We start from the raw sequence: 20,729 nt of genomic DNA on the forward strand, positions 1-20,729 counted from the left end.
AAATAGTATTGGGTTTACAATTATTTAACCTGCATCAAATAGGCAAAAAGGTCACTTACTTCCTCATCTGAAAGGGGTTCCAATATCCGCTCTGGCATATAGGTCGTTTGCTGTACTTCCATGGCCGCAATTCTTTCCTGAGACAAAACGGTAGATTTACCCCCTAGTGGTGGTTCAATGGTAATCGTTCCTCCACTCTGTGATTTTAGCCTTCCTTCGAGAATTCGGCCATCAGTGGTCACAATTCGTTGAACTTCATACCCTTCTCTGATGTCTGCATTTGGATCAACAATATGCAAAAGCAGGTAATCTGGGTTGGATCGATCATAGCCGGTAAGCTCCGGACCGGATACCCCACCCTCTCCATTCAATTGGTGACAGGAACCACAATTGCTTAAAAAAAGTGTTCGCCCTTTCTTTACATTTTGCTCACCTGTTCCAATCAACTTACCGTAGGCATTGATTCTTTTGGTCTTTTCTTCCGAAGTCAACAATTTACTTTCTGGCCATATTCTATCAGCTCTTGCATTGATTTCCTCATCCTGAAGCAACCTGAATCGTCTGGCAAGGTGATACTCTACGTCATCTGGGCTTATGGTTTTGGGCTGTTCGATTTCATTGAAAAAGTCCATCGCCCATTCCTTTCTACTGGCAAACAAAGAAATGGCAGCTTCCCTCACATAGACATTGTCCCTGAATCCGGGGTAGGCTTTTGCCAATTGTTCACCAATTTCCTTTTGGTTGTAAGATTGCAAGGCATGCAGTGCGGTTTGCTTGATGACAGGAGAAGATTGGCTATTTTTAACCAGATTCAAAAGATCAGGAACCACTTCATCCTGATTGATTTCTCCCAAGACCTGAATATAGGACAACCTTAATCCGATTTCCGCATTAGGATCTTTGATAATCTTCAATGCTTCTGCCAAGGCTTTTTCTTCCCTGCGCCTTAGGGCTAAGGTAAGCGGAGAATCGCCCAATTCCTTATTGTTTTTCTCTAATATTTTCAGCAAATTATCTGGAAGGGTTACCATCTCTCTTCCCAATAAACCTTCCTGAAGTCCTTCAATCAGTATCTTAACATGTTTAGGTGAAGGTGCTTCTTCCAATAATTGGGTAGCTATGGCAAAGTTTTCCTCGCCACCTTCCATAATGTACCGCTGCATTAACCTGCCTAGCAGTACCTTTTCCATAATTGGATGTTGCCATATTTTATCATCCGCCATCATGGCCAAAACACCTTCTCTATCCGAGGTTGCTTTTTCTTCCAAAGCCCACCAGGTTAACAATGGAATATCAGGGTCCTCGCTATCCTCATGGTTGTTCAGCAAGTTTTCTATAAGTGAAAAAGTCTGGTTGGAAGGCAGTCTTTTGGCCGAAGCCATCAGTTGTGACCTCACCTCTGGATGTGACTCTTTCGCTGCAAGTTTTTGAAGTTCCTGGAACATGGCTGGGCTAAGGTTTTGCTTGTCGCCAAGCAGCCTTACTGTCCACATCCTTACAAAAGGATCCTTGTGATTCAGTCCCATTTTACCGATTTCATCGTTTATGCCCGCAGTAAGGTTTATGGCCCAAAGGGCTTCCAATGCCTCTTGTTCATTTCCTGTCTGTAGCAATTTGACCAATAGCGGAAGACTACTTGGATCTTTCCGGTCGCCAAACTGTCTCAAGGCCTCCTGACGGAACCATTTGTTTTTATGGGAAAGCAATTGCACCAACTTTTCATTAGAATAGCTGCTTATATCAAAGGATTGCATGGGCTTGTCCTCATTTTTAGGCCCTAGCCTGTAGATTCTTCCACTGGTTTTGTGCCAGGTATCTCTGGGATCCACATGGGACAACCTGCTATCGTACCAGTCAGCAATATAAATGCCTCCATCAGGCCCCAACTTGATATCCACAGGCCTAAACCACTTGTCCGTAGTGGACAAAACGATTTCCTTGTCAACGTTTTCAAAAGAGGAACCCTTGGCTGTAAAGGCTGTCAGCTGAATAAAATTATGCAAGGGATTAATAGCAAACATCAGGTCATTGTAATGGGCTGGCAAGGCAGCACCTTCATACTTGATCAAAGAATGAGTAAATCTCTTTTTCTCTCCATCCAAAGGCATATTGGGCAGGTAGCCAAAAGCATAAGGATTGGTTAAGGGACCATGTTTGCCCCAGCTTTTGATATAGTAGGCGCCTTGTTTGTAATAAGGACCTCTATCGTAACCATTGGTTCCTGAGTAAATTCTACCCTTTCGGTCCATTTCAACATTAAAGGCATTGTTTCCTCCTCCTTCGGAGAAAAGCTCAAAAACATTGGTCTCCGGATGGTAACGCCAGATCGCTTGACCAAGGAAGGCCACGTTTTTAGAAACTTTTGAGTTGATATTGGCGGTAGTAGTACTTCCCTGCGCACCATAAAGCCAGCCATCAGGCCCCCATCTCAAGCTATTGGCAACCGCATGGGTATCTTCCAAACCAAACCCTTCCAAATGCACTTCAGGATCACCTTCAGGTAATCCATCTTCATTCTCGTCCGCATAGGCCAATAAAAAAGGAGGGCTTAACACCCAGATTTTCTTCCTTCCCAGAGCTACGCCTGTGGTAATATTCAAATCGGAAATGGCATCTGTACTTTTATCGTATTTGCCATCCCCATCAGTATCTTCAAAAAAAGTAATTCTATCTGCTCCTTTGGCTCCTGCAGGTGGGGGATCCAATTTTTTATCAAACTTTACACGGGTATGGTTGTCAATGGCCGTAATTTTCAAACCTTTGGGATAAGGGTATTGTTGGTATTGCACCACCCACATTCTACCCTTATGGTCAAAACTAACCTGTATGGGCTGAGCAATTTCAGGCTCTGAAAGCACCAATTCCAAAGACAAATCTTCCGGAATAGTGAAATCCTTTAGCACATCTTCAGGAGCCGTAGGGGTTGCCAGGCTATCGGTCAAAACACCTCTTCCCTTGTAATTTTCCATAAAATTGGCCACGTCCTCATTGGCCGCAAGGTCCTTGATTCCTAATTCGGACTCTTTTTTACAACTGAAAATGAGCAGGGGCAGTAAAAACCAAATGGATACCCTTAAATGTTTTAGATGCATAGTAAATTAAATTGTACCACATGAGTCAATGGACCTGCATGTGCTATTGTTTTATTTTAAATTGTATTGAACCACAAATAGGCAATTGCTTTTCTATTACCTATTGCATTCACGGCCCTAAAAGAACCGGGATTTTTTTACCTAATCTGGAGTGAAATAAACAGCAATTAAATTAAACATATTTAAACAAAAGACCTACAATAGACGCTTTTAGATCAATTTGGGTAAGCCTAAATTTGATAAACGGTCTGGACTAAAACCTTAGCCAAAATTCAGGTTTCCACACAGCTTTTATGTCAGGGGAGGCGTCCATTTACTATGGGTTTGACGACGATGTGAAAATAAGCTTGGGTTAATCATCATTGCTATAAGAAAAATGCCCGTTACATTTTGGTTTTCGCACCTTACAAATGCATTTTCTCAGTTTACATCTCTATTTTTTCCACATGCAATTGCGTTTTAGCTGATTACATTTCTGTTTTCCCCACCTGCATTTGCGTTTTTCCCACTTACATTTCCATTTTTCCCGTCTACAATTGCGTTTTTCCGACTTGCATTTCCGTTTTTCCCACCTACAATTGCGTTTTCCCCACTTACATTTCCGTTTTAGCAGCTTACAATTGCATTTTATCCAACTACATTCTCATTTTAGAGGATTACAATAATATTATATAAATACAAATTTGCATTTTTACAACTTACCTATACACTTAATTATCACCACTAGGAGTAGATTGCATCTACTCCTTATTGTCAAAAGAAAAGTACATCCGGAAGACCATCTGTTGCTTTAAAAAATTAAACGAACCCACTCCGGGGTTGAGGAATTCCTGGGCTGGACACCGTCCATGGGTTGCCACCCATGGCTAATATTGTTAAAGCACTACAGGCTTCTTTGGTTTCGTAATAATGGACTTGTTGAAAAACTTAAATCGTTAACTTCAATTACCTCACAAATCCCAGGTCTGAAGGACCTGAACAATAATAACCGTGAGTGGAAACTCACGGAAAAGCTGTTACCTACCTTTCCCACAACCCCGGATGGGGTTGAACAGTGTTACGAAAAACAAGTTCACTTTCGCTATAAGCCTAGTCGTAGATTGATCCTACTTCTGGGATTGGTTTAATAATTAATGTGGTAAAAGTTTTTAACAAATACCATTTTCAAAGCCTGGTCGCAGTTTAACCAAAATGCTTAGCCAAGGGAATCATGTCTTCAACTAGCATCAATACCTTGGCTATTCCTCTACAAGTACATTGATTATTTTACTATTTTCGGAGAATCCCATACCACCTGAATTGGTTGTCAATGCTATCATATAGCTAAATTGTAAGGTAACTGGCTTTCCAACCATCTCCTGAGTGGGTTGAAAGGAAAACTTTTCACTGAAGGGAGTTTCAATAAAATCATCGATTTCATTGTCTACCAGTTTGTACTCCTCGATTGCGTCACCATAAGACAATTTTACAGTAAGCGATGTGAACTTGGTATCCTCTCCCGTTAGCAATATGTCATATACTATTTCCTGACCAATTATTGCTTTCTGTGTTTCCTCTCCGGGAAGAATCGTTAAATCAGGTTTTTTTACAAAGGTCGGTTCAACATCCACTCCACAGCCAATCATTAAAATTAGTAGGGAATAGGTAAGGTACCTGAAAAAAAGATTAGGTAGTTTTTTCATGGAAATTAAAATTTTAATTTACAACTAAGGGAAGGCAAAATAGGCATCAGGGTAAATTGTTCAAAACCATTGCTATTGGCATTCAAATAAATAAAATAGGGGTTTTTTCTGTTCATTACATTGTATACAGAAACATTCCATTCACGTAAGAACCCATTTTTCCACCTTTTTTTATTTGAATAAGCCAGATCTATTCGGTGGTAGATTGGCATTCTTAGCGCATTAATATTTTCTGTAACCAACGTTTCCTGAAAAAATACAGGAAAGGGAGTATTCAAGTCATAATTGTTAGCAATATCAGCTCCAGCTACATTGCTGAAATAGGCATTTGTTATGAGAAAATTGCTTTTATTGGTTAGGGTAAAAGGTTGACCAGATTGAATGGTCCCAATTAATGATAGGGATGATCGGGAAGATATTTTGTAGTTGCCTTCCAGGTTAAAGGAATGTGGCCGGTCAAAGATAAATGGAAATTTTTCACCATTATTGATCAGGTCAAATTTTCGGAATGACCTGCTAAAGGTATAATTGGCTGAAACCAGCAACCGCTCAAAACGCCTGTCCCCTCCAATCTCCAGGCCATATGCACTTCCCTCTCCCCCACCCAATATTGACTCTTCCCATTCGGTGGTTGCTATGGACAAACCATTGTTTCTGTTGACCTCAATTAAATTCTCTAGCCTTCTATAGAACAAACCGCCACTTGCTGACCAATTTTTATGGTTCTTTGTCACTGAAAAAGAAACAGTATGGCTTTCTACCGGAGCCAACTTCCTGGTGGCAGGAATCCAAATATCCGGTTCCAGAGAGGTGCCGGAAGAATTAAGCGAGTGCACCGGCTGAAAAGATTTGCTGTAGTCCAATTCCATTCCTATATCCTCTCGGACTTGATAGGTTAACATTATTCGAGGCTGAAGTGAAAAAAAATTGTTGTCATCAATAGCGTAAACCCCAAATCTCAGTCCGGGCCTAAAATGAAGATTTCTTTTTTTATTGTGAATGGAGGCCTGCGCATAACCAAAGGCCTCAAAGGCATTTAAATTTACATTTTCTTGCCTTTCTGTTGCTCCAAATCCAGATTGATCCAGTTGATACCTGTAAGTATCTACTGGCATAAATTCATGAAAAATTAATTGACCACCCACATCCACTTGGACATTCTTCTTTAGGTAATATTCCAATTCTGATTTGAAAAGGTAATCTTTTACAGCCACTCCATAATTATTGATATTTCTCATATCGGTACTCTCTTCTCTTGTAGAATGGTCCTCTTGGGAATAATCATAATTATAACTTGAAAGCGCTACCGATGTGTTCAAATGAAGTTTATTTCCAATAACCTTCCCCCATCTTAGATTGGCAAATAAATTACCCCAGGAGTTGGTTCGGTTGAAGGAAAAATTTGCAGGTTGGTCTCCGGAAAAATAATCTCTGTCCAGCTTTTCCCAAATCCTATCCCTTCCCTGATAAAAGGAAAAATAAAGGTTGCTTTTATCACTAAATTGATGATTTAGTTTTACAGTCAAATCATGAAACTTCAAGCCATATCTTTCCTCAGGTTTGTTGATTAAATATAAAGAACCAAGAACTAGATCAACATTGGACTTACGAAAAGACACCAAAAAGGAGGATTTCCCCTTTTTAATAGGCCCTTCGAGAGAAAACTTACTGAACAATGGCCCGATCACAAATTCCCCATGATAGGCGTTCATATCCCCTTGCTTGAGATGGACATCCAGTACCGAAGAGGCTCTTCCTCCAAATTTGGCAGGAAAACCACCTTTATAAAAAGTGAGTTTACTTATCGCAAAAGGATCAAAAATAGATACAAACCCACCAAAATGTCCTCCGTTATATACGGGGATGCCATCCATTACCACGAGATTCTGGTCAGGATTTCCACCACGTACCGAAAACCCTGTAGAACCTTCCAGCGTTTGTTGAACCCCCGGTTGATTTTTTATTATATCTAAAATATCTATCTCAGGTTTTAAGGTTGGTAAGGAAAGTTCAGAGGGATGATTTATCGTGATCTCCGATCCTGATTTTATTGCTACCAAGCGTTCTGCCTGCACAACAACCTCATTAAGATGCAAAGGAATTAATTCCAACGATAGCATTTTATTTGTATCGGCCGGTGAATAGCCAAAATTCAGTATTTTATAGCCAACAAAACTAATTCGGAGAACTCCACTGGAATCTTTTTTCGGAGACAATTGAAAATAGCCGAAATCATTGGTAAAGGTTCCGGTTTCGGATTCAGTATCATATATAGTTGCTCCTATCAATACCTCTCCACTTTCGGCATCTTTGACTTTTCCCTTTAGCGTAGTGGTTTGCGCCAATAAACTGATACTCATTAGGCAAAGAAAACCTGTAATAGCAGTTTTAAATACACTCATAGCCGGACAGATTGCAGGTTACAGAAAGATCGGTAGGGTTGTAGCCGGCAAAAACGCCTTCAGCCCCCTCAATATTGGAATAAACAGGTTGCAGCTCTTTAAAAATATCAGGGAAAAATAGCATGGGGGCGTCAAATTCAGAAGTATGAGACAAGACATCCAGGTGTTGAAGTAGAGATTTTTTATACCTAAAATACTGTTCAGACACGGAGGATAGTCGAAAAATAAATCTATTAGAAAAAGGATTAGCTTTAACGCTATCAAAATTTAAGATCATGGGAAGCTTGTCTCCTTTGTTGTTTTGGAAAAGGAAATAAGGCAGGTAATTTGAGGGCAAATTTTCGATTAATGTCGCTGTATCATCGTTTCGACAGTACTGTATTTTAAATTTTGACACATCATTCTCCTCTACCTGCAAAAGCATGGATTCATAATATTTAGCCTCAATCAATGAATCAGGCATCGTCATCACAAACCTGGAAAATGGTCCGGTAATATTATCCAACTGAACAAAGCCAGCCGGAAATTTTAAATTAACATCATAGGAAGGAGCCGGTGAAGGAATGTTAGTTGTGGCTTTTATCAATTTCCCATCAGGAAGAAGTACATTTAGGTGATACGAAGTATTGAACTTGAGTTCGGCATCTCCTTCAAAGTAATCTACCGAAAACTGTAAAGAATCAATTTTTTCCTCACCTTCCCAATTCCAAGTAATCCAAACCCTAAGTTTGGACGGATCAGATATTGTTTCCATTTTTCCCAAATCGCCAACTTTATGAATATAAATTGATGCTGGAACACCTGGCCTGATCAGCCCATTGACACTGTATTGCTCCTCAAAATCCTCTGATCCGTCCAAAGTATATTCTGTGATGCAACTGGAAAATAAAAGGCAACATACTGTATAAAAAATAATCCTCATTCAATAACAAATCATCTTAAATAAATAAATTCACGGGGGGTTAGGGTAAAAAACCAATAAACATAAATTAAGATCATTTCCCCTTGCTTAGGTTGTAACTATTAATTCAATAAAAATAACTAAATTTTTATTGATATAAAAATTTAGTTATTCGAATGATTTCTGCCTTTTTTTTACCACTAGGAGTAGATTGAATCTATTCCTTAATTTTCAAAAGAAAAGAACATCTGGAAGACCATCTGTTGCTTAAAAGAATTGATAAAACCCTGTTCAACTCTCTGAGAGGATGAACTTTAAGGTGCAAAATATTTGAAAAAATCAATGCGCCACTTTGTATTTCAACCTAAAGTTTTCTGCTCATTTACAACCCAGCATTATTGATCAATTCGATGATCTGTTCCTTGGTCAGATTTTCGAGCTGACTCTTATCGTAGATGTGCAACAAATAAACTTCCCTGTCATCGGTTACAATAAAGGTGATCACTCTGGCCCCTCCAGACTTTCCTCTATTTTTTGAAGATATCTTCATCCGAATCTTATAAAGATTATGTCCAAGACGGATTCCGGATGCAGGATTTTCTACCAGGGTCTCAATCAGTTGTTGTAAGTCGGTTTTTAGGGAAGGATACTTTTTGGCCAGTTTTTTAACCAGCTTTTTAAATTCAGGCGTAGGGATTACCTTATAACTCATTGAGGAAGTCTTCGGTCGATTGCTTGGGTAGTTTTCCTTCCTTCATTAGTTTTACTTGTATCAGGCTATTTTGCAGTTCTTCCAATGCTTTTTCTTCGCTATCTTCCACCTTCACATAATCCAGGGTTTTGATGAACTCTAGGAAAACTTCAAATTTATTGTCTGCGATATTGATCGTTAGCTGCTTCATATTGTAATAATCCTTTGGCTTTATAGCTTCCCTTAACTAGTATTGATAAACGAGCATATAAACAATAATGTTATCCAACGAAAATAGTTAAAAAACGCTAGAATCGAAAATAGAAATTCAATAGTCATCCATTTAAGAACATCCCAAAAGTTAAATCAGACAAATAAGTAGGTGGTACAAGATTTAATTACAACTTGATTGAACCATGAACTGAAAATAACTATTTGCAATCAAGCCCTCACTCTATGCTAGGAGTAGATTGCATCTACTCCTTATTATCAATAGAAATATACATCTCGATTACTATTAGCTACTTTAAAAAATTAGCAGAACCCTGTTCAACCCACGTCGGGGTTGAGGAATTGATGGTTATTCGCCGTCCACGAGTTTTCACCCGTAATTAATATTATTGAAGCCCTACAGGCTTCTTTGGTTTTCGTGATAATGGACCATTCGAAAGAACTAAATCGATTACATCAATTACCTCACAAATCCCAGGTCTGAAGGACCTGAACTATAATAACCGTGAGTGGCAACTCACGGAAAAGCTGTTACCTACCTTTCCCACAACCCCGGATGGGGTTGAACAGTGTTGCGAAAAACAAGTTCACTTTCGCTAACACGCTAGGAATAATGCATCTACCTTTCACATAGTGTCGAATATTTGAGTGTAGTTGCAAACTACACTCAGTCCACCAGGTCAATTAATTGTACACCACTAGGAGTAGATTGCATCTACTCCTTCCTATCAATGTGCTTGCGATCCTTTCAGAAATAGTAGATTAGGTGTTGATCAAACTTCCTATTTCATTTTCACGAAGGCAATAAATTATTGAGGGTATAGGCTATGAGTTGATTGTCGAGGGGCTTTCCGGCCTGATTGAAAATACTGTCTAATTTTAGCTCATAAACATACCCTGGTTTTAGCGCTTCCAAAACCAATTCCACCCTCATATGATCAGCAGATATGGTGATGTCTTTTATGGCCACGGATTGTAAATCTCTTTGCGTAGACTTATCTACCGGCTCATCAAACGGCTTTTTCTGATACGCATAATAATACCGACGCAACTGGTAATTTTTTATGGCCAAAGCGCCTTCCGGATTTACCGCTTGAGTGAAGGTTATGGTAAAACCATTTTTAGTCAGGGACATTTTGGCGATATCCATGGGTGGGTTTCCGGTGGAAGAAATCTTTTGAATGCCCTGATCACCTCTCCAGCCATGTTCAATTTGCCCTACCCATAAACTTCCATCCGGCCCAAAAGCCAGGCGGTTGTTGCCAACTCTCAAACCTTGTCCATCAACAAATGGAATACAAGCCCCTTGAAATTCCCCTGCGACTTCCTCAAGCATTACCCGGAAAATCCGGTCCCTATTCATTTCTCCAATCAGAAATTGCCCTTCAAAATCTTTGAACTGCTCGTTGTTTTTAATTAATAAGGGTTGAGTGGGAGAATTGGCCATTATTCCATGTGGAAACAATACCGACGCCTTGGTACGAAGACTGTCCAATGTTGAAATTGGGAGTGAAAATGGGTCTGCATTTTTCCATTCTTCTTGCCACACGAGGCTTGCAGGATGTCCAAAGAAACGGTCTTTTTTGACATGGTACAACGTGCTCGTCTCTACCCAGTCACTTTGGTTGTCGGTAACAAATAAATTTCCAGAATCATCAAAGCCCAATCCATTCGGGGACCTGAAACCTGAAGCAAAAGGGATAACCTTTCCATTGGGCTGAATTTTCAAAACCCAACCTCGGTAAGGAACAACAGAATACATTTGTCTTTTTCCATCAGCACCATCCCTGCCATTTAGCCGCAACTCACCCCGAACATTCTCCCTAATGCCTCCACCAGATGAAGCGGTATTCAAGGCGATGTAAAAATTTCCTTCACTGTCCCTAACAGGCCCGTAATTGAACTCATGGTAATTGCCGGATATCCCAAAATCATCCGTTATCTTTTCATATACATCGGCTTTACCATCCTTGTCCGTATCCGTAATCCGTGTCAATTCAGGTCTTTGCAATACCACAATTTCAGCATCATTGATTACCACCAAGCCCAATGGCTCGTGTAGCCCTTTAGCAAATAGCTGCCATTCATTGGTCTTAGGGTCAAAAATCATGACCTCCCCTCGGGTAAAACAAGCGATCAACCGGCCATCTGATAAAAAATCAAGCCCACCGGTTTCTGCCAATAAACCATCGGGAACAGGGATTGTAGCTACCTGATAAGTGGCACCTGCTCCTTGTGGTTTGGGCTTACAGGCTGTAACAATACAAAGACCAGTTAATAGTACAATTAATAAATGTCTCGTTTTTGTCATCACTTGTTACTTTTAGTCATCCTAATGGTAAATTCTTTTGCTTCATCTGGACTCAGTTTCAAGGCACCATTTTCTGTTTCACCCTTATTAAACCCATACTCCACTTGCCCATCAGCATTGAATAGAAACCAGACAGGTTCTTTTGCATTGTTAACCTTTATTGTTCTGATCAATCCTGTGCCTTCTTTGTTTGGATGAATAATTTCGTGAACCTCCACTCCTGAAAGCAAATAGTGAAACTCAGGGTAGCCATCGATCCATTTGTACCTCAAAAATTCAGGACTTGGAATGCTTTCTCTACTACCAATCCGTATAGGGAATTCCGTTTTCTCCTGATAAAATATTTCACCGAGCACTTTTGCATAGGCATTTTTATGGCCGTGCCATAGATCGGTATTGTCCAGGAATTCTCCTTGCCAGGCAAACTGCAACTGACATAATGCTGCATCCCAGCAATACGACAATTGTTTGGGAAGGTGGACGGCTATACTGGCAAGGCTGGATTCTTCGATAAAAACCCGGTAAAGGTAAGGAGGCACATTATCGTATGGATGCAATTTGGGATGATGGTGCATGGCAGCACTTTCTGTATCCTGCACTTTCTTGTCTCCGGTTCTTCGCAAAGGTGGGATGTTTTCATCGTTTTCTAGTGGTGGCATTATACCGTTTTCAGTCACATACATGTAGCCATACATGATAAAGCCATGACCGGGATAGGTACATACAAAAGGATAAATACCAGGCTCCTCGGGCGCTTTAAACTGTATGGTTTTGCTCTCGCCCGAATAGATTACGGGAATGGACCATAGCACCAAAGGACTCTTTGGAATAAAATTCATTTCCGGGCCTTTTTCTGCCAATTGCTGGGCTGCAAGGACTACGTCAGCCCTTGATCCAGGCTTAGTAATGACCATATTATGGGGCATGTCATCATCACTATTCGTGACAGTGAGCTTGACTTCAGCCCCCGGAGCAACAGAAAACCTGACCTTGTCAAATTGAAGCCCGGGAATTGCTTTTAATTCAATGGAAGTGATTTTCTTGCCATCACCCTGTGCCAGAAGTGCTGAATGTAGCAGGAGCGCAAAACAGAAAATTAATGTTGTACTGTATTTTATAACCATAGCTAATTGTATCAATTAAAAATCCTTAAAAGGACCTCTTGGTGCTGCATTTTCCATCTCCTCTTTCCATTCTGAAAATTTTCGGGTAAGCTCTTCCAGAATTTCAGGCTTCTCTAAAGACAAATCATTTTGTTCTCCAATGTCCTGTTTCAAATCAAACAATCCATTTCCTTTTGCGGACTGCACCCATTTCCAATCCCCAACTCTGGCTGCCTGATCACCTCTAAACTCCCAGAACATTTCTGTTCTTTCAGCATCGGTTTTACCCTGAAGTACCGGTAACATGTCAAAGCCATCATAAATGATGGCTTCAGGTAGTTCTAAACCTGCCGCTGCAACCATCATGGGAAACAATTCCAAAGAAGTCAAAAAGGCATCATTTGTTTGTCCGGCTTCAAGTTTACTCGGCCATTTGACCAAACAAGGGACTCTTATACCGCCTTCAAAAAACTGGGCCTTACCTCCTCTTAAAGGAGAATTGTCTGCCAATGACATACCACCATTGTCAGAAAGAAAGATTACCAGGGTATTTTCCTCTAGCCCCATTTCCTTTATCCTTTCTAAAATAGTACCAATGGACTGATCCATTTGGGTAATGGCAGCTTTGTATGCCCTTTGTTTTTCCCCTCGTTTTGTGTTTGACTTGGGGTACATTTTCAAGTACTCTTCAGTGGCCTGAACAGTGCCTTTAATCTCTGGATCTAAATTCGAAGCACTGTGAGGAGCATTGAAGGCCAAGGTTAGAAAAAAGGGTTTTCCTTCACTTCCATTGATAAATTCCAGTGCTTCCCTTTCAAAAAGGTCTGTTGCGTAAGTTCCTTTGTCGGCTATGGATAACCGGTTGCCATCGATCATGGATGGACTCCCATAGCGCTCATGGGTGAAATAATCAATCCCTGTGTTGGCAAAACCATAGTACTTGTCATAGCCCTGCTGCATTGGTAAATACCGCTTCAATTGGCCTAAATCCCACTTTCCTATATAGCCATTGGTATAGCCTCCTTCTTTTAATACTTCGGAAATAAAGATTTCTCTAAGGTCTGTCCCTAAGATCCGTTCCGGAGAAACGCTGTATTCGTAATCAGTATACTGATGCCCATAATTGACCATATTGTTACGAAAGAGCTCAAAAGTGCCATTTCTTTGTGGATACCTTCCTGTAAGCAATCCACTTCTAGAAGGGGTACAAGCAGAACTAGTGACATAAAAATTAGTCAACCGCACTCCTTCTGCTGCCAATTGATCCAAATGAGGGGTAAGAATATCCTTATTACCAAAGGAACCAAGGTCATGATAGCCTTGATCGTCTGATATAATCAATAGGACATTAGGCTTTTGTTGTTGGCCAAACCCATGCGTTCCAACCAAAAACAATAAAGAAAAGAGCAAGCTTTTAAGTCTCATAATCATGTCAATTTGTTCACAGATAGGCTACTTAGACCGTAATATTTATGCCTTTTGATGCAAATATTGGTTTTGCAATTTTCCGGTAATTTTCACCGAATACTTTCATGCGTTCTTTCTGGGAAAGGGAGGCATCTAGGACTTTAGCCATTTCCGTAGAAAAAGAGCGACTTGGTCCATGTCCACCCCAAACGATTCGGTCAACACCCACTACATCTACAGCATAATCAACAGATCCAGAATGCGGATCTGCACCGCTAAATTCGAACAATACATTTTCGTAAGGCCTGATGGCTCTTGCTGCCAACTCCCAATCTCCTCCTGCATGTCCGCAAATCAATGGCACATTCGGAAATCGTTTGGCAAGCGTCGCTACATCCATCGGGGTAGACTCCCCTTCTAAATTTCCTCCCCCGGGCCATCTAGGCTCTCCTCCTACTTTAATCCAGGTATGGATATAAATCACAGCTCCTAAGTCGGCAGCATAGCGAATGATCTTATCGTTTTGATCTGCATCACAGGTCACTCCCAGCTTATTTCCTCCTACATATTTGATACCTACACAAGGTCCGTTGGCAATCCACTTTTTCATTTTAGCTAAACTCTCATCCGGAAAGCCAGGGTCTATTGGGATAATCCCTGAAATCCAGTCCGGATCATTCTTCAATATTTCTAGCTGGGCCGCATCATGCGGTTTAGGATCCAGAGGATCGCTTAAGGTTCCACCAATATCCACAGAAATGATACGCTCCAGCCCCATTCTCTTTACATAGAAAAGCATTTCCTGGTGTTGTTTAATAGGCTCGGTTCCTGTCAAAAACCCGTGGTAATGGGTATCCCAAATTCTAAATGCTTTTAATTCTTCTAAATCCGGAAGTCCGTATAAATGGGGATCTATGGCAAAATTGTTCATAATGGATTGATTAAAGTAAATGGCGTTTCAAATAAACTATAGGGCGGAATTCATGAAAATATTGGCATTCCCCTGCAAAATCCCATTGGCCTGTTCTACCGATAAAGGTGATTCCATAAGCTTCAATAAGCTTGCTTCAACGGGGAAATAAGGGGCATGAGAACCAAACAATATGCGCTCTGCAGCCAATGGAACTCCTTTTTTTCCATTCCAAGGATTGCCTTCAATCAGTTGTCCTATTGCACCACTCCCTTCAATTCTGGAAGTATCAAAAACTACATTGGTCTCCTTGATAAACCGCTCCAAAAGGTTTCCGGTAATTTTATGGGTCCAGTAAAGCATTTGAATTTTTACCTTAGGGTATTTTTTAATGATGTCTACCAAAGGATTCATGTCTGCTCCCCTGGTGAGGACGATCGGGTGGTGATTTCTACTGTCATCCATGTCTCCTACAATTTGTAAGATCATTTTCCTTTTTTCTACCTGAGCTACCAATTTTTCAAAATCCGGATGGCTTGGATCAAAGGTTTGGTAAATGGGGTAAATCCTAACACCAGGCATCTTGTATACCTCATGGCAACGCCTCAGGTCTTCTTCCCAATCCGGCCAAGCCAGATTTACTGTACCGAATGGGAGCAACATTCCCTTTCCATTATGCTTGCATTCCTTGGCCAGTCGTTCATTGACGCCATTGATGTCTTTGTGAAAAAGTGCTTGAAAGCTGCCTGCCCAGGCTTTTTCCACCCTGTGTTTGTTTAACTTTGCTAGCAAAGCATCGGTCTCACCGTATTTCAGTTTTCTAAATGGCCAATCAAACAAATTGATATTGGTATCGATGACACCTGGCTTTCCGGCAAACAAATTGGGTTTACTTTTTACATCCTCCGGTAGGTTGGTCGAAAAACTAAGTGGCAATGAGGCAGCGGCAGTGGCTTTAAGTGTGGTACTAAAAAAGCTGCGGCGGTTTACTTTTTTCATAATGTTGTTATTCAGGCTTTCAATGGTGGTTAAAGTTTTTCAGCTGGTTTTGATTTTATTCAAACTGTCCCTGTTTTCGTATACTTTCGTAATCCCGGCGACTATCTCGTCCATTTCCTGACGAGAGCCTAAAAGCATTCCAGAGCCCCAGAAGGAGATAAGCGTTTCGTTACAAATTTTATCGCAATTTGGGAGATCCAGCGAATTAGCGTACTCTTCCCTTCTTTCTTTTGTATACATGGTCTGGTATTCATCCAAGCCCAAAACATGTTGGATCCAAGGTTCTTTGTGCAGTCCGTTTTTAATATAGGAGCCCATAGGAATCCCTTCCGCATTCAGCGCTTTTAAGAACAGGCTCCTGTCAGCACCATTAAAATGTTCTTTGTTATAGGACATCGCAAAGTGATAATAGGAACTGCTTTCGGTTCCTGGGTACTTTTTCTGTGGAGTCAGTCCAGGAATGTCTGCCAACTGAGCTATGAGGTATTCAGCATTTTCATTTCGCTTCAAAAACCTATCCTTGGCCCCCGGCAACTGTCCCATAAGTATGGCCCCTTCAAATTCATTCATCCTGTATTTTGGGCCAATGGTTTCATTCCTACCTTTTCTGGAAGCCCCTCTGTTCTGAACCGTATAACATTGCTCCATCAAAGCCTGATCGTTTCCGACCACAGCTCCTCCTTCTCCGCAGGCAATCGCTTTACTTGCCTGAAAACTAAAGCAGCCCAAGTCCCCTATAGTACCTATGGCCTTCCCCTGATAGCGAGCAAAAGGTGCCTGACAGGAATCTTCTATTACTTTCAAACCATGCTTTCTCGCCAATTCCATGATACGCTCCATGTTCGCAGGTACGCCCATAATATGGACTGGCATTATAGCCTTTGTATTTGTATTGATTTTTTTGGCTACTTCCTCTGGATCCAACTGGAATGAAGTAAGGTCAAGGTCTACCATCACCGGTAGCGCCCTACTGGTTAAAATAGAAGAAATAGTTCCCATGTCCGTATAAGGAGAAGTTATCACCTCATCACCTGGACCAATACCAAGGGCTTCTACACAAGTACTTAAGGCCTGGGTGCCAGATCCTGTTCCTACACTGTACCCAACCCCAATCTGCCTGGCAAATTCCTTCTCAAAAGTGGGCACATTGCCTGTAGCAGATTGTATCCTGCTCCATATGCCACTTCGGGTTGTTTTGACGATGGCATTCACCATTTGATCATCCACATATGGCCAAGCTGGCCCTATCCTGCCTTTTTCTCTTATGGCTGTGCCTCCTAAAATAGCCAGCTTTTCTTTGTTTTGGATCAATACATTGCCCAGTCCAGGCAAAACAGGTGAGGCGGCTATGGCCAAAGAGCTGGTAGAAAGACCAGCCATGAATTTTCTCCTACTGTATGCTTTGTTCATTGCTTATGTGGCATTAATTGTTTTAAGAATAATTTCCTGATTCGCCATTCGGCCATAAGAAGCATTGACCATAATTATAAATTCAACATGCTTTGGGCATTTCTCCACCTCAGCAAATCTTTGGTACTTTGGCTTGCTTCTTCTTCGCGTAATGATTCAATACGCAACATTCCTGTTAGGTAATCCAGTATCGGGGCATGGGTCCCAAAAGCAAATTTATCTTCTCCATAGAATTCCAGTGCTTGTGCCATATTGGCCAGGGATCGACCGGAAGTATCCATGAGGACCTTACTTTTCATAATTAACTCAAAGTCGTCATTTTTAAGCTGATAACCATTTGCAAGGTTTAATATAAAATATTTGGCCGCTGGCACTTCCTTTATTATGGGCAATAAATCCACTAAGCCTTGCTCGGGTTTATCTGTACCTGCTAATTGATCCAAGTCCATCCAGGATTTCTGTCGGCTATCGACCATTCTCATGGTCAGCCCAACAACCAAGTCATGGTCTCGGGCCATTTTCACCAATTCAACACATGCGGAATCCGTCAATTGATAATCGTGGTATTGGGGATAAATACGTATGCCTTTAATTCCGACTTTTACACATTTATCAAAATCACTTTTCCATCCGGGGTAGAAAGGATTAATAATGGCAAATGGAATAATTCTTTCTTTATAGGTGGCTGAGGATTCAATTTCAGCAAACAATGCCTCATTGGCTGCCTGACAATTTTTATAGAAAATCCCGCTCATATTGGCGACTACAGCCTTGTCAACTCCAAACTGATTCATTTTTTTCAGCAGTGATTCACAGGTTGAATACGCCATCTGCTTGTAAGGCCAGTTGCCCACATAGGCATTGGTATCAATTAACACCAAAACCTCCTTTCTTCAGCAAAGCATTGTAATTGTCGAAAAACAGTTTTCTTTTCTGTCCTTCATTGAGGTTGGAAGCCAGTACTTTTCCTACGCTTTGATAGTAACTGTTGTCCGTTCCGAAAAAAAGCCTGTCCTCACCCAAATACTTAAGGGCGAAGTCAATCATGTTTTCTTCATTATTGCTGCCTCCTGTGTCCAAATATATATTGGGCGTATGTTCAAAGGTTTTACACATGCATTCCCAATCTCCTCCACCTCCGATATGGGCAAATTGGAAATTGGCATCTGGAAATTTCTTTGCAGCGGCTACAAAATCTTCCGGTGTAGAAGTGCCAGGAAATTTTCCAGCATCATACTTCATTCGGTACCCTCCTACTCCTAGCTGACACTCTCCATGCATAAAAACAATCATTTTTAATTCAGAGAGCTTTTCAATAATGGGTTCATACAATGGGTCACTGATCTTTACCTGATTGTACAAACGGGTACCCACAAGTCCATTGTCTACACAGCGGTTGATTTCATCAATCGCCTCCTTTTTATAAGTAGGGTTAATAGTAAATTCCCCAACCAATCGATCAGGGTAGGCTTTTACTCCTTTGATCACCTTATCATTGATACTCCTGAACTCTTCTGGAGTAGCTTTTATAGGCAACATGGGCATACCAACAAACATCTTTTCTATAGATAGCCTGTCTGCAAAATCAATTTGGTCTCTTAGCTGATCCAGAGTCATGTTAGAAGTAGCATAGGCATCTATTTTCCTGTACTTATTCACCTCTCTCATCAAATCAAAATCATTTTCTCCAGATGCCCTTGTTCTGAAATCAATAGGTGGAACACCCGTCATCAAACCAAAAATGGAAACAGTTCCACTAAGTGAAAATTCTCTTCTTGTTATGCCCATGACCTATTGTTTTTTGTTCAAGGAGTTAACTTATTTTAGGATATAAATCCTATCCCATAGTCCATTGTATAATTAAATTCAACTCATCCTACACTCACAGGAATTGTGAAATGACCTTCTTATTTAATGTCATTTCACAAGCCCCTACGGGGCGTAATATCATAGCCACGGGTGTTAGCCCGTGGCATGAAAATAGAGTTGTATTGATTTTGGCGGTATTGTTGCTTATTTTTGAGCAACAATACTGACAAAATCTCGATGGAATTAAGCAAAGGTTTGTCCTTTAGCTAAATCTATGTTTAATCGATCTAATCAATAACCATCATTTTGTTCCATTACCCCTGGAGCTGCCAATTGAATTTGCTCATAAGGTATTGGGAAATATTTCATATAGGCTTGTGCATTCAGATTTTGAATCACTGCCTGTTCTGTAGAGGGATTGTACTCACTTTCAAGTTGAGTCAAAGCTGTAGTAAATCTGCCAGTACGTACCAGGTCAAACCACCTGTTGTTTTCGACGGCCAATTCAAGTCTTCTTTCCAATAACAGTTTGTCCATGAACAATTCCGGAGTGGCAATGTCTACCAAAGTATAATTATGGTCTGAATCCCCAAATGCTCTTTCTCTGATGCTATTCAACTGTGCTAGAGCAGTTTCCTGATCACCTAATTGGTACAGTGCTTCGGAATAAAGCAATACCATGTCAGCTAATCTCAAAACAGGCAAATCCAGTCCTGAACTACTGATATTGTCGATTGGAATAATGAATTTATTGAAGTAAGGAAACCAAAAAGGTTCATCATCAGGTGCAGAAGAGAAAGTTCGTTGCCATTCTGTGATGGTTACACTAAACCTGGAATCCTCAGGGTCATAAGCTTTATGCAAATTCCATGTTGGTCTTCCAACCCTGCTACCGTTATTGATAACGCCGTAAACGCCTGCAGTAGGTGCCAAGGCATAAGTTAGGCTATGTCCATTGGTACCTTCCAAATAAGGTAAGGAAAAAATGGATTCAACGTTTACCTCAGTTTCTATGCGAAATAGGTCCTTAAAATCAGGCAACAATTCATAATCGTAATCTGCGAACAGCCTTTCCAATAAGGTTTTGGCATCGCTCCATTTTTCTTCATAAACTTTCACCTTAGCCAAAAGTGCTATGGCTGCTGCTTTGGACAACCTTCCTTGTTCGGAAGTAGTTGGAAGCTTGGCAATGGCATCATTCAGGTCACTGGAAATTAATGCATAAATTTCTGTTTCAGTGGCTCTTGGAACCTGTCTGGATTCCTCCACCTCGATGATACTTGTCACTGCTGGCACACCTCCAAAAATCCTTACCAGGTCAAAATAGAAGTAAGCTCTCAAAAATTTCGCTTCACCTGTATGTTTGTCTTTTAATTCAGTGCTATAATCTGTGGGCACTTCAATATTTTCCAAGACAGTATTGGCTCTAAAAATACCATTGTAAGTATCCTTCCAAAAGACATTTAGTCTGGGATTTTCAGGGCTAACATCCAGTAATCCTATTTCTGCCATCCCTGGAGAGGTCGCAAAATAATAACCATACATATTGTCTGAAGGAATTTCCATCAATTCATAATCCGTTGGAAACCTTGATTGCAATCGATTGTAAATCCCCAAAACTGCCAGATCCAGGTCATTCGAATTTTCAAAAGCGTTGACATTGGTCAATAATGATTCTGGAATCGGATTGAGCAGATCATCATGACAGGAAGTAAAGCTTAGCAAAATCGCTAATGTGCTTAGTATAATTAATTTGTAAGTTTTCATTTTTCTGTTTTTTC

At 40.7% G+C, this 20,729-nt stretch carries 15 protein-coding genes; all 15 read right to left on the reverse strand.

What is annotated here, in order from left to right; all coding sequences use genetic code 11:
• Positions 1 to 20 precede the first annotated feature (20 nt).
• Positions 21 to 3,092 carry a DUF7133 domain-containing protein gene (locus tag CA2015_RS00560; RefSeq protein ID WP_048640123.1) on the reverse strand — a complete coding sequence of 1,024 codons (3,072 nt, stop codon included), beginning with the start codon at positions 3,090 to 3,092 and terminating at the stop codon, positions 21 to 23.
• 1,238 nt (positions 3,093 to 4,330) lie between these two features.
• The gene (locus CA2015_RS00565) at positions 4,331 to 4,774 is read right to left on the reverse strand and encodes a hypothetical protein (RefSeq protein WP_048640124.1); all 444 of its coding nucleotides are present in this window, start codon (positions 4,772 to 4,774) and stop codon (positions 4,331 to 4,333) included.
• 5 nt (positions 4,775 to 4,779) lie between these two features.
• The gene (locus CA2015_RS00570) at positions 4,780 to 7,176 is read right to left on the reverse strand and encodes a TonB-dependent receptor (protein WP_084011569.1); all 2,397 of its coding nucleotides are present in this window, start codon (positions 7,174 to 7,176) and stop codon (positions 4,780 to 4,782) included.
• Positions 7,163 to 8,098: a DUF4249 domain-containing protein gene (locus CA2015_RS00575; protein ID WP_048640126.1), complete on the reverse strand. Its 936-nt coding sequence runs from the start codon at positions 8,096 to 8,098 to the stop codon at positions 7,163 to 7,165. Before CA2015_RS00575 ends, CA2015_RS00570 begins: the two co-directional genes overlap by 14 nt.
• A 361-nt stretch (positions 8,099 to 8,459) precedes the next feature.
• Positions 8,460 to 8,789: a type II toxin-antitoxin system RelE/ParE family toxin gene (locus tag CA2015_RS00580; RefSeq protein WP_048640127.1), complete on the reverse strand. Its 330-nt coding sequence runs from the start codon at positions 8,787 to 8,789 to the stop codon at positions 8,460 to 8,462.
• Positions 8,779 to 8,979, reverse strand: a complete 201-nt coding sequence (locus tag CA2015_RS00585; RefSeq protein WP_048640128.1) for a hypothetical protein — start codon at positions 8,977 to 8,979, stop codon at positions 8,779 to 8,781. Before CA2015_RS00585 ends, CA2015_RS00580 begins: the two co-directional genes overlap by 11 nt.
• An 813-nt stretch (positions 8,980 to 9,792) precedes the next feature.
• Positions 9,793 to 11,310, reverse strand: coding sequence for a DUF7133 domain-containing protein (locus tag CA2015_RS00590; RefSeq protein WP_053086626.1), 1,518 nt, complete (start codon positions 11,308 to 11,310; stop codon positions 9,793 to 9,795).
• A complete protein-coding gene (locus CA2015_RS00595; protein WP_048640129.1) occupies positions 11,310 to 12,434 on the reverse strand; it encodes a plastocyanin/azurin family copper-binding protein in 1,125 nt (374 codons plus the stop codon). Before CA2015_RS00595 ends, CA2015_RS00590 begins: the two co-directional genes overlap by 1 nt.
• A gap of 15 nt (positions 12,435 to 12,449) precedes the next feature.
• Positions 12,450 to 13,838, reverse strand: coding sequence for a sulfatase family protein (locus CA2015_RS00600; RefSeq protein ID WP_048640130.1), 1,389 nt, complete (start codon positions 13,836 to 13,838; stop codon positions 12,450 to 12,452).
• A gap of 31 nt (positions 13,839 to 13,869) precedes the next feature.
• Positions 13,870 to 14,751, reverse strand: coding sequence for an amidohydrolase family protein (locus CA2015_RS00605; RefSeq protein WP_048640131.1), 882 nt, complete (start codon positions 14,749 to 14,751; stop codon positions 13,870 to 13,872).
• Between the two features lie 36 nt (positions 14,752 to 14,787).
• Positions 14,788 to 15,729: an amidohydrolase family protein gene (locus CA2015_RS00610; protein ID WP_048640132.1), complete on the reverse strand. Its 942-nt coding sequence runs from the start codon at positions 15,727 to 15,729 to the stop codon at positions 14,788 to 14,790.
• A gap of 39 nt (positions 15,730 to 15,768) precedes the next feature.
• Positions 15,769 to 17,139 (reverse strand): DegT/DnrJ/EryC1/StrS family aminotransferase, encoded by a 1,371-nt coding sequence (locus CA2015_RS00615; protein WP_048640133.1) that lies wholly within the window; start codon positions 17,137 to 17,139, stop codon positions 15,769 to 15,771.
• 74 nt (positions 17,140 to 17,213) lie between these two features.
• Positions 17,214 to 17,933: an amidohydrolase family protein gene (locus CA2015_RS00620; RefSeq protein WP_240477899.1), complete on the reverse strand. Its 720-nt coding sequence runs from the start codon at positions 17,931 to 17,933 to the stop codon at positions 17,214 to 17,216.
• Between the two features lie 73 nt (positions 17,934 to 18,006).
• Positions 18,007 to 18,927 carry an amidohydrolase family protein gene (locus tag CA2015_RS00625; RefSeq protein WP_048640134.1) on the reverse strand — a complete coding sequence of 307 codons (921 nt, stop codon included), beginning with the start codon at positions 18,925 to 18,927 and terminating at the stop codon, positions 18,007 to 18,009.
• 312 nt (positions 18,928 to 19,239) lie between these two features.
• Complete coding sequence (locus tag CA2015_RS00630; RefSeq protein ID WP_048640135.1) at positions 19,240 to 20,715, reverse strand: RagB/SusD family nutrient uptake outer membrane protein; 1,476 nt, start codon at positions 20,713 to 20,715, stop codon at positions 19,240 to 19,242.
• Positions 20,716 to 20,729: the final 14 nt, after the last annotated feature.

The sequence above is a fragment of the Cyclobacterium amurskyense genome (assembly GCF_001050135.1).
GTDB lineage: Bacteria > Bacteroidota > Bacteroidia > Cytophagales > Cyclobacteriaceae > Cyclobacterium > Cyclobacterium amurskyense.

Coding starts and splice junctions, on each gene's coding strand:
- CA2015_RS00560 (WP_048640123.1), bottom strand. CDS start 3,092: ATGCATCTAAAACATTTAAGGGTATCCATTTGGTTTTTACTGCCCCTG.
- CA2015_RS00565 (WP_048640124.1), bottom strand. CDS start 4,774: ATGAAAAAACTACCTAATCTTTTTTTCAGGTACCTTACCTATTCCCTA.
- CA2015_RS00570 (WP_084011569.1), bottom strand. CDS start 7,176: ATGAGTGTATTTAAAACTGCTATTACAGGTTTTCTTTGCCTAATGAGT.
- CA2015_RS00575 (WP_048640126.1), bottom strand. CDS start 8,098: ATGAGGATTATTTTTTATACAGTATGTTGCCTTTTATTTTCCAGTTGC.
- CA2015_RS00580 (WP_048640127.1), bottom strand. CDS start 8,789: ATGAGTTATAAGGTAATCCCTACGCCTGAATTTAAAAAGCTGGTTAAA.
- CA2015_RS00585 (WP_048640128.1), bottom strand. CDS start 8,979: ATGAAGCAGCTAACGATCAATATCGCAGACAATAAATTTGAAGTTTTC.
- CA2015_RS00590 (WP_053086626.1), bottom strand. CDS start 11,310: ATGACAAAAACGAGACATTTATTAATTGTACTATTAACTGGTCTTTGT.
- CA2015_RS00595 (WP_048640129.1), bottom strand. CDS start 12,434: ATGGTTATAAAATACAGTACAACATTAATTTTCTGTTTTGCGCTCCTG.
- CA2015_RS00600 (WP_048640130.1), bottom strand. CDS start 13,838: ATGAGACTTAAAAGCTTGCTCTTTTCTTTATTGTTTTTGGTTGGAACG.
- CA2015_RS00605 (WP_048640131.1), bottom strand. CDS start 14,751: ATGAACAATTTTGCCATAGATCCCCATTTATACGGACTTCCGGATTTA.
- CA2015_RS00610 (WP_048640132.1), bottom strand. CDS start 15,729: ATGAAAAAAGTAAACCGCCGCAGCTTTTTTAGTACCACACTTAAAGCC.
- CA2015_RS00615 (WP_048640133.1), bottom strand. CDS start 17,139: ATGAACAAAGCATACAGTAGGAGAAAATTCATGGCTGGTCTTTCTACC.
- CA2015_RS00620 (WP_240477899.1), bottom strand. CDS start 17,933: ATGAATCAGTTTGGAGTTGACAAGGCTGTAGTCGCCAATATGAGCGGG.
- CA2015_RS00625 (WP_048640134.1), bottom strand. CDS start 18,927: ATGGGCATAACAAGAAGAGAATTTTCACTTAGTGGAACTGTTTCCATT.
- CA2015_RS00630 (WP_048640135.1), bottom strand. CDS start 20,715: ATGAAAACTTACAAATTAATTATACTAAGCACATTAGCGATTTTGCTA.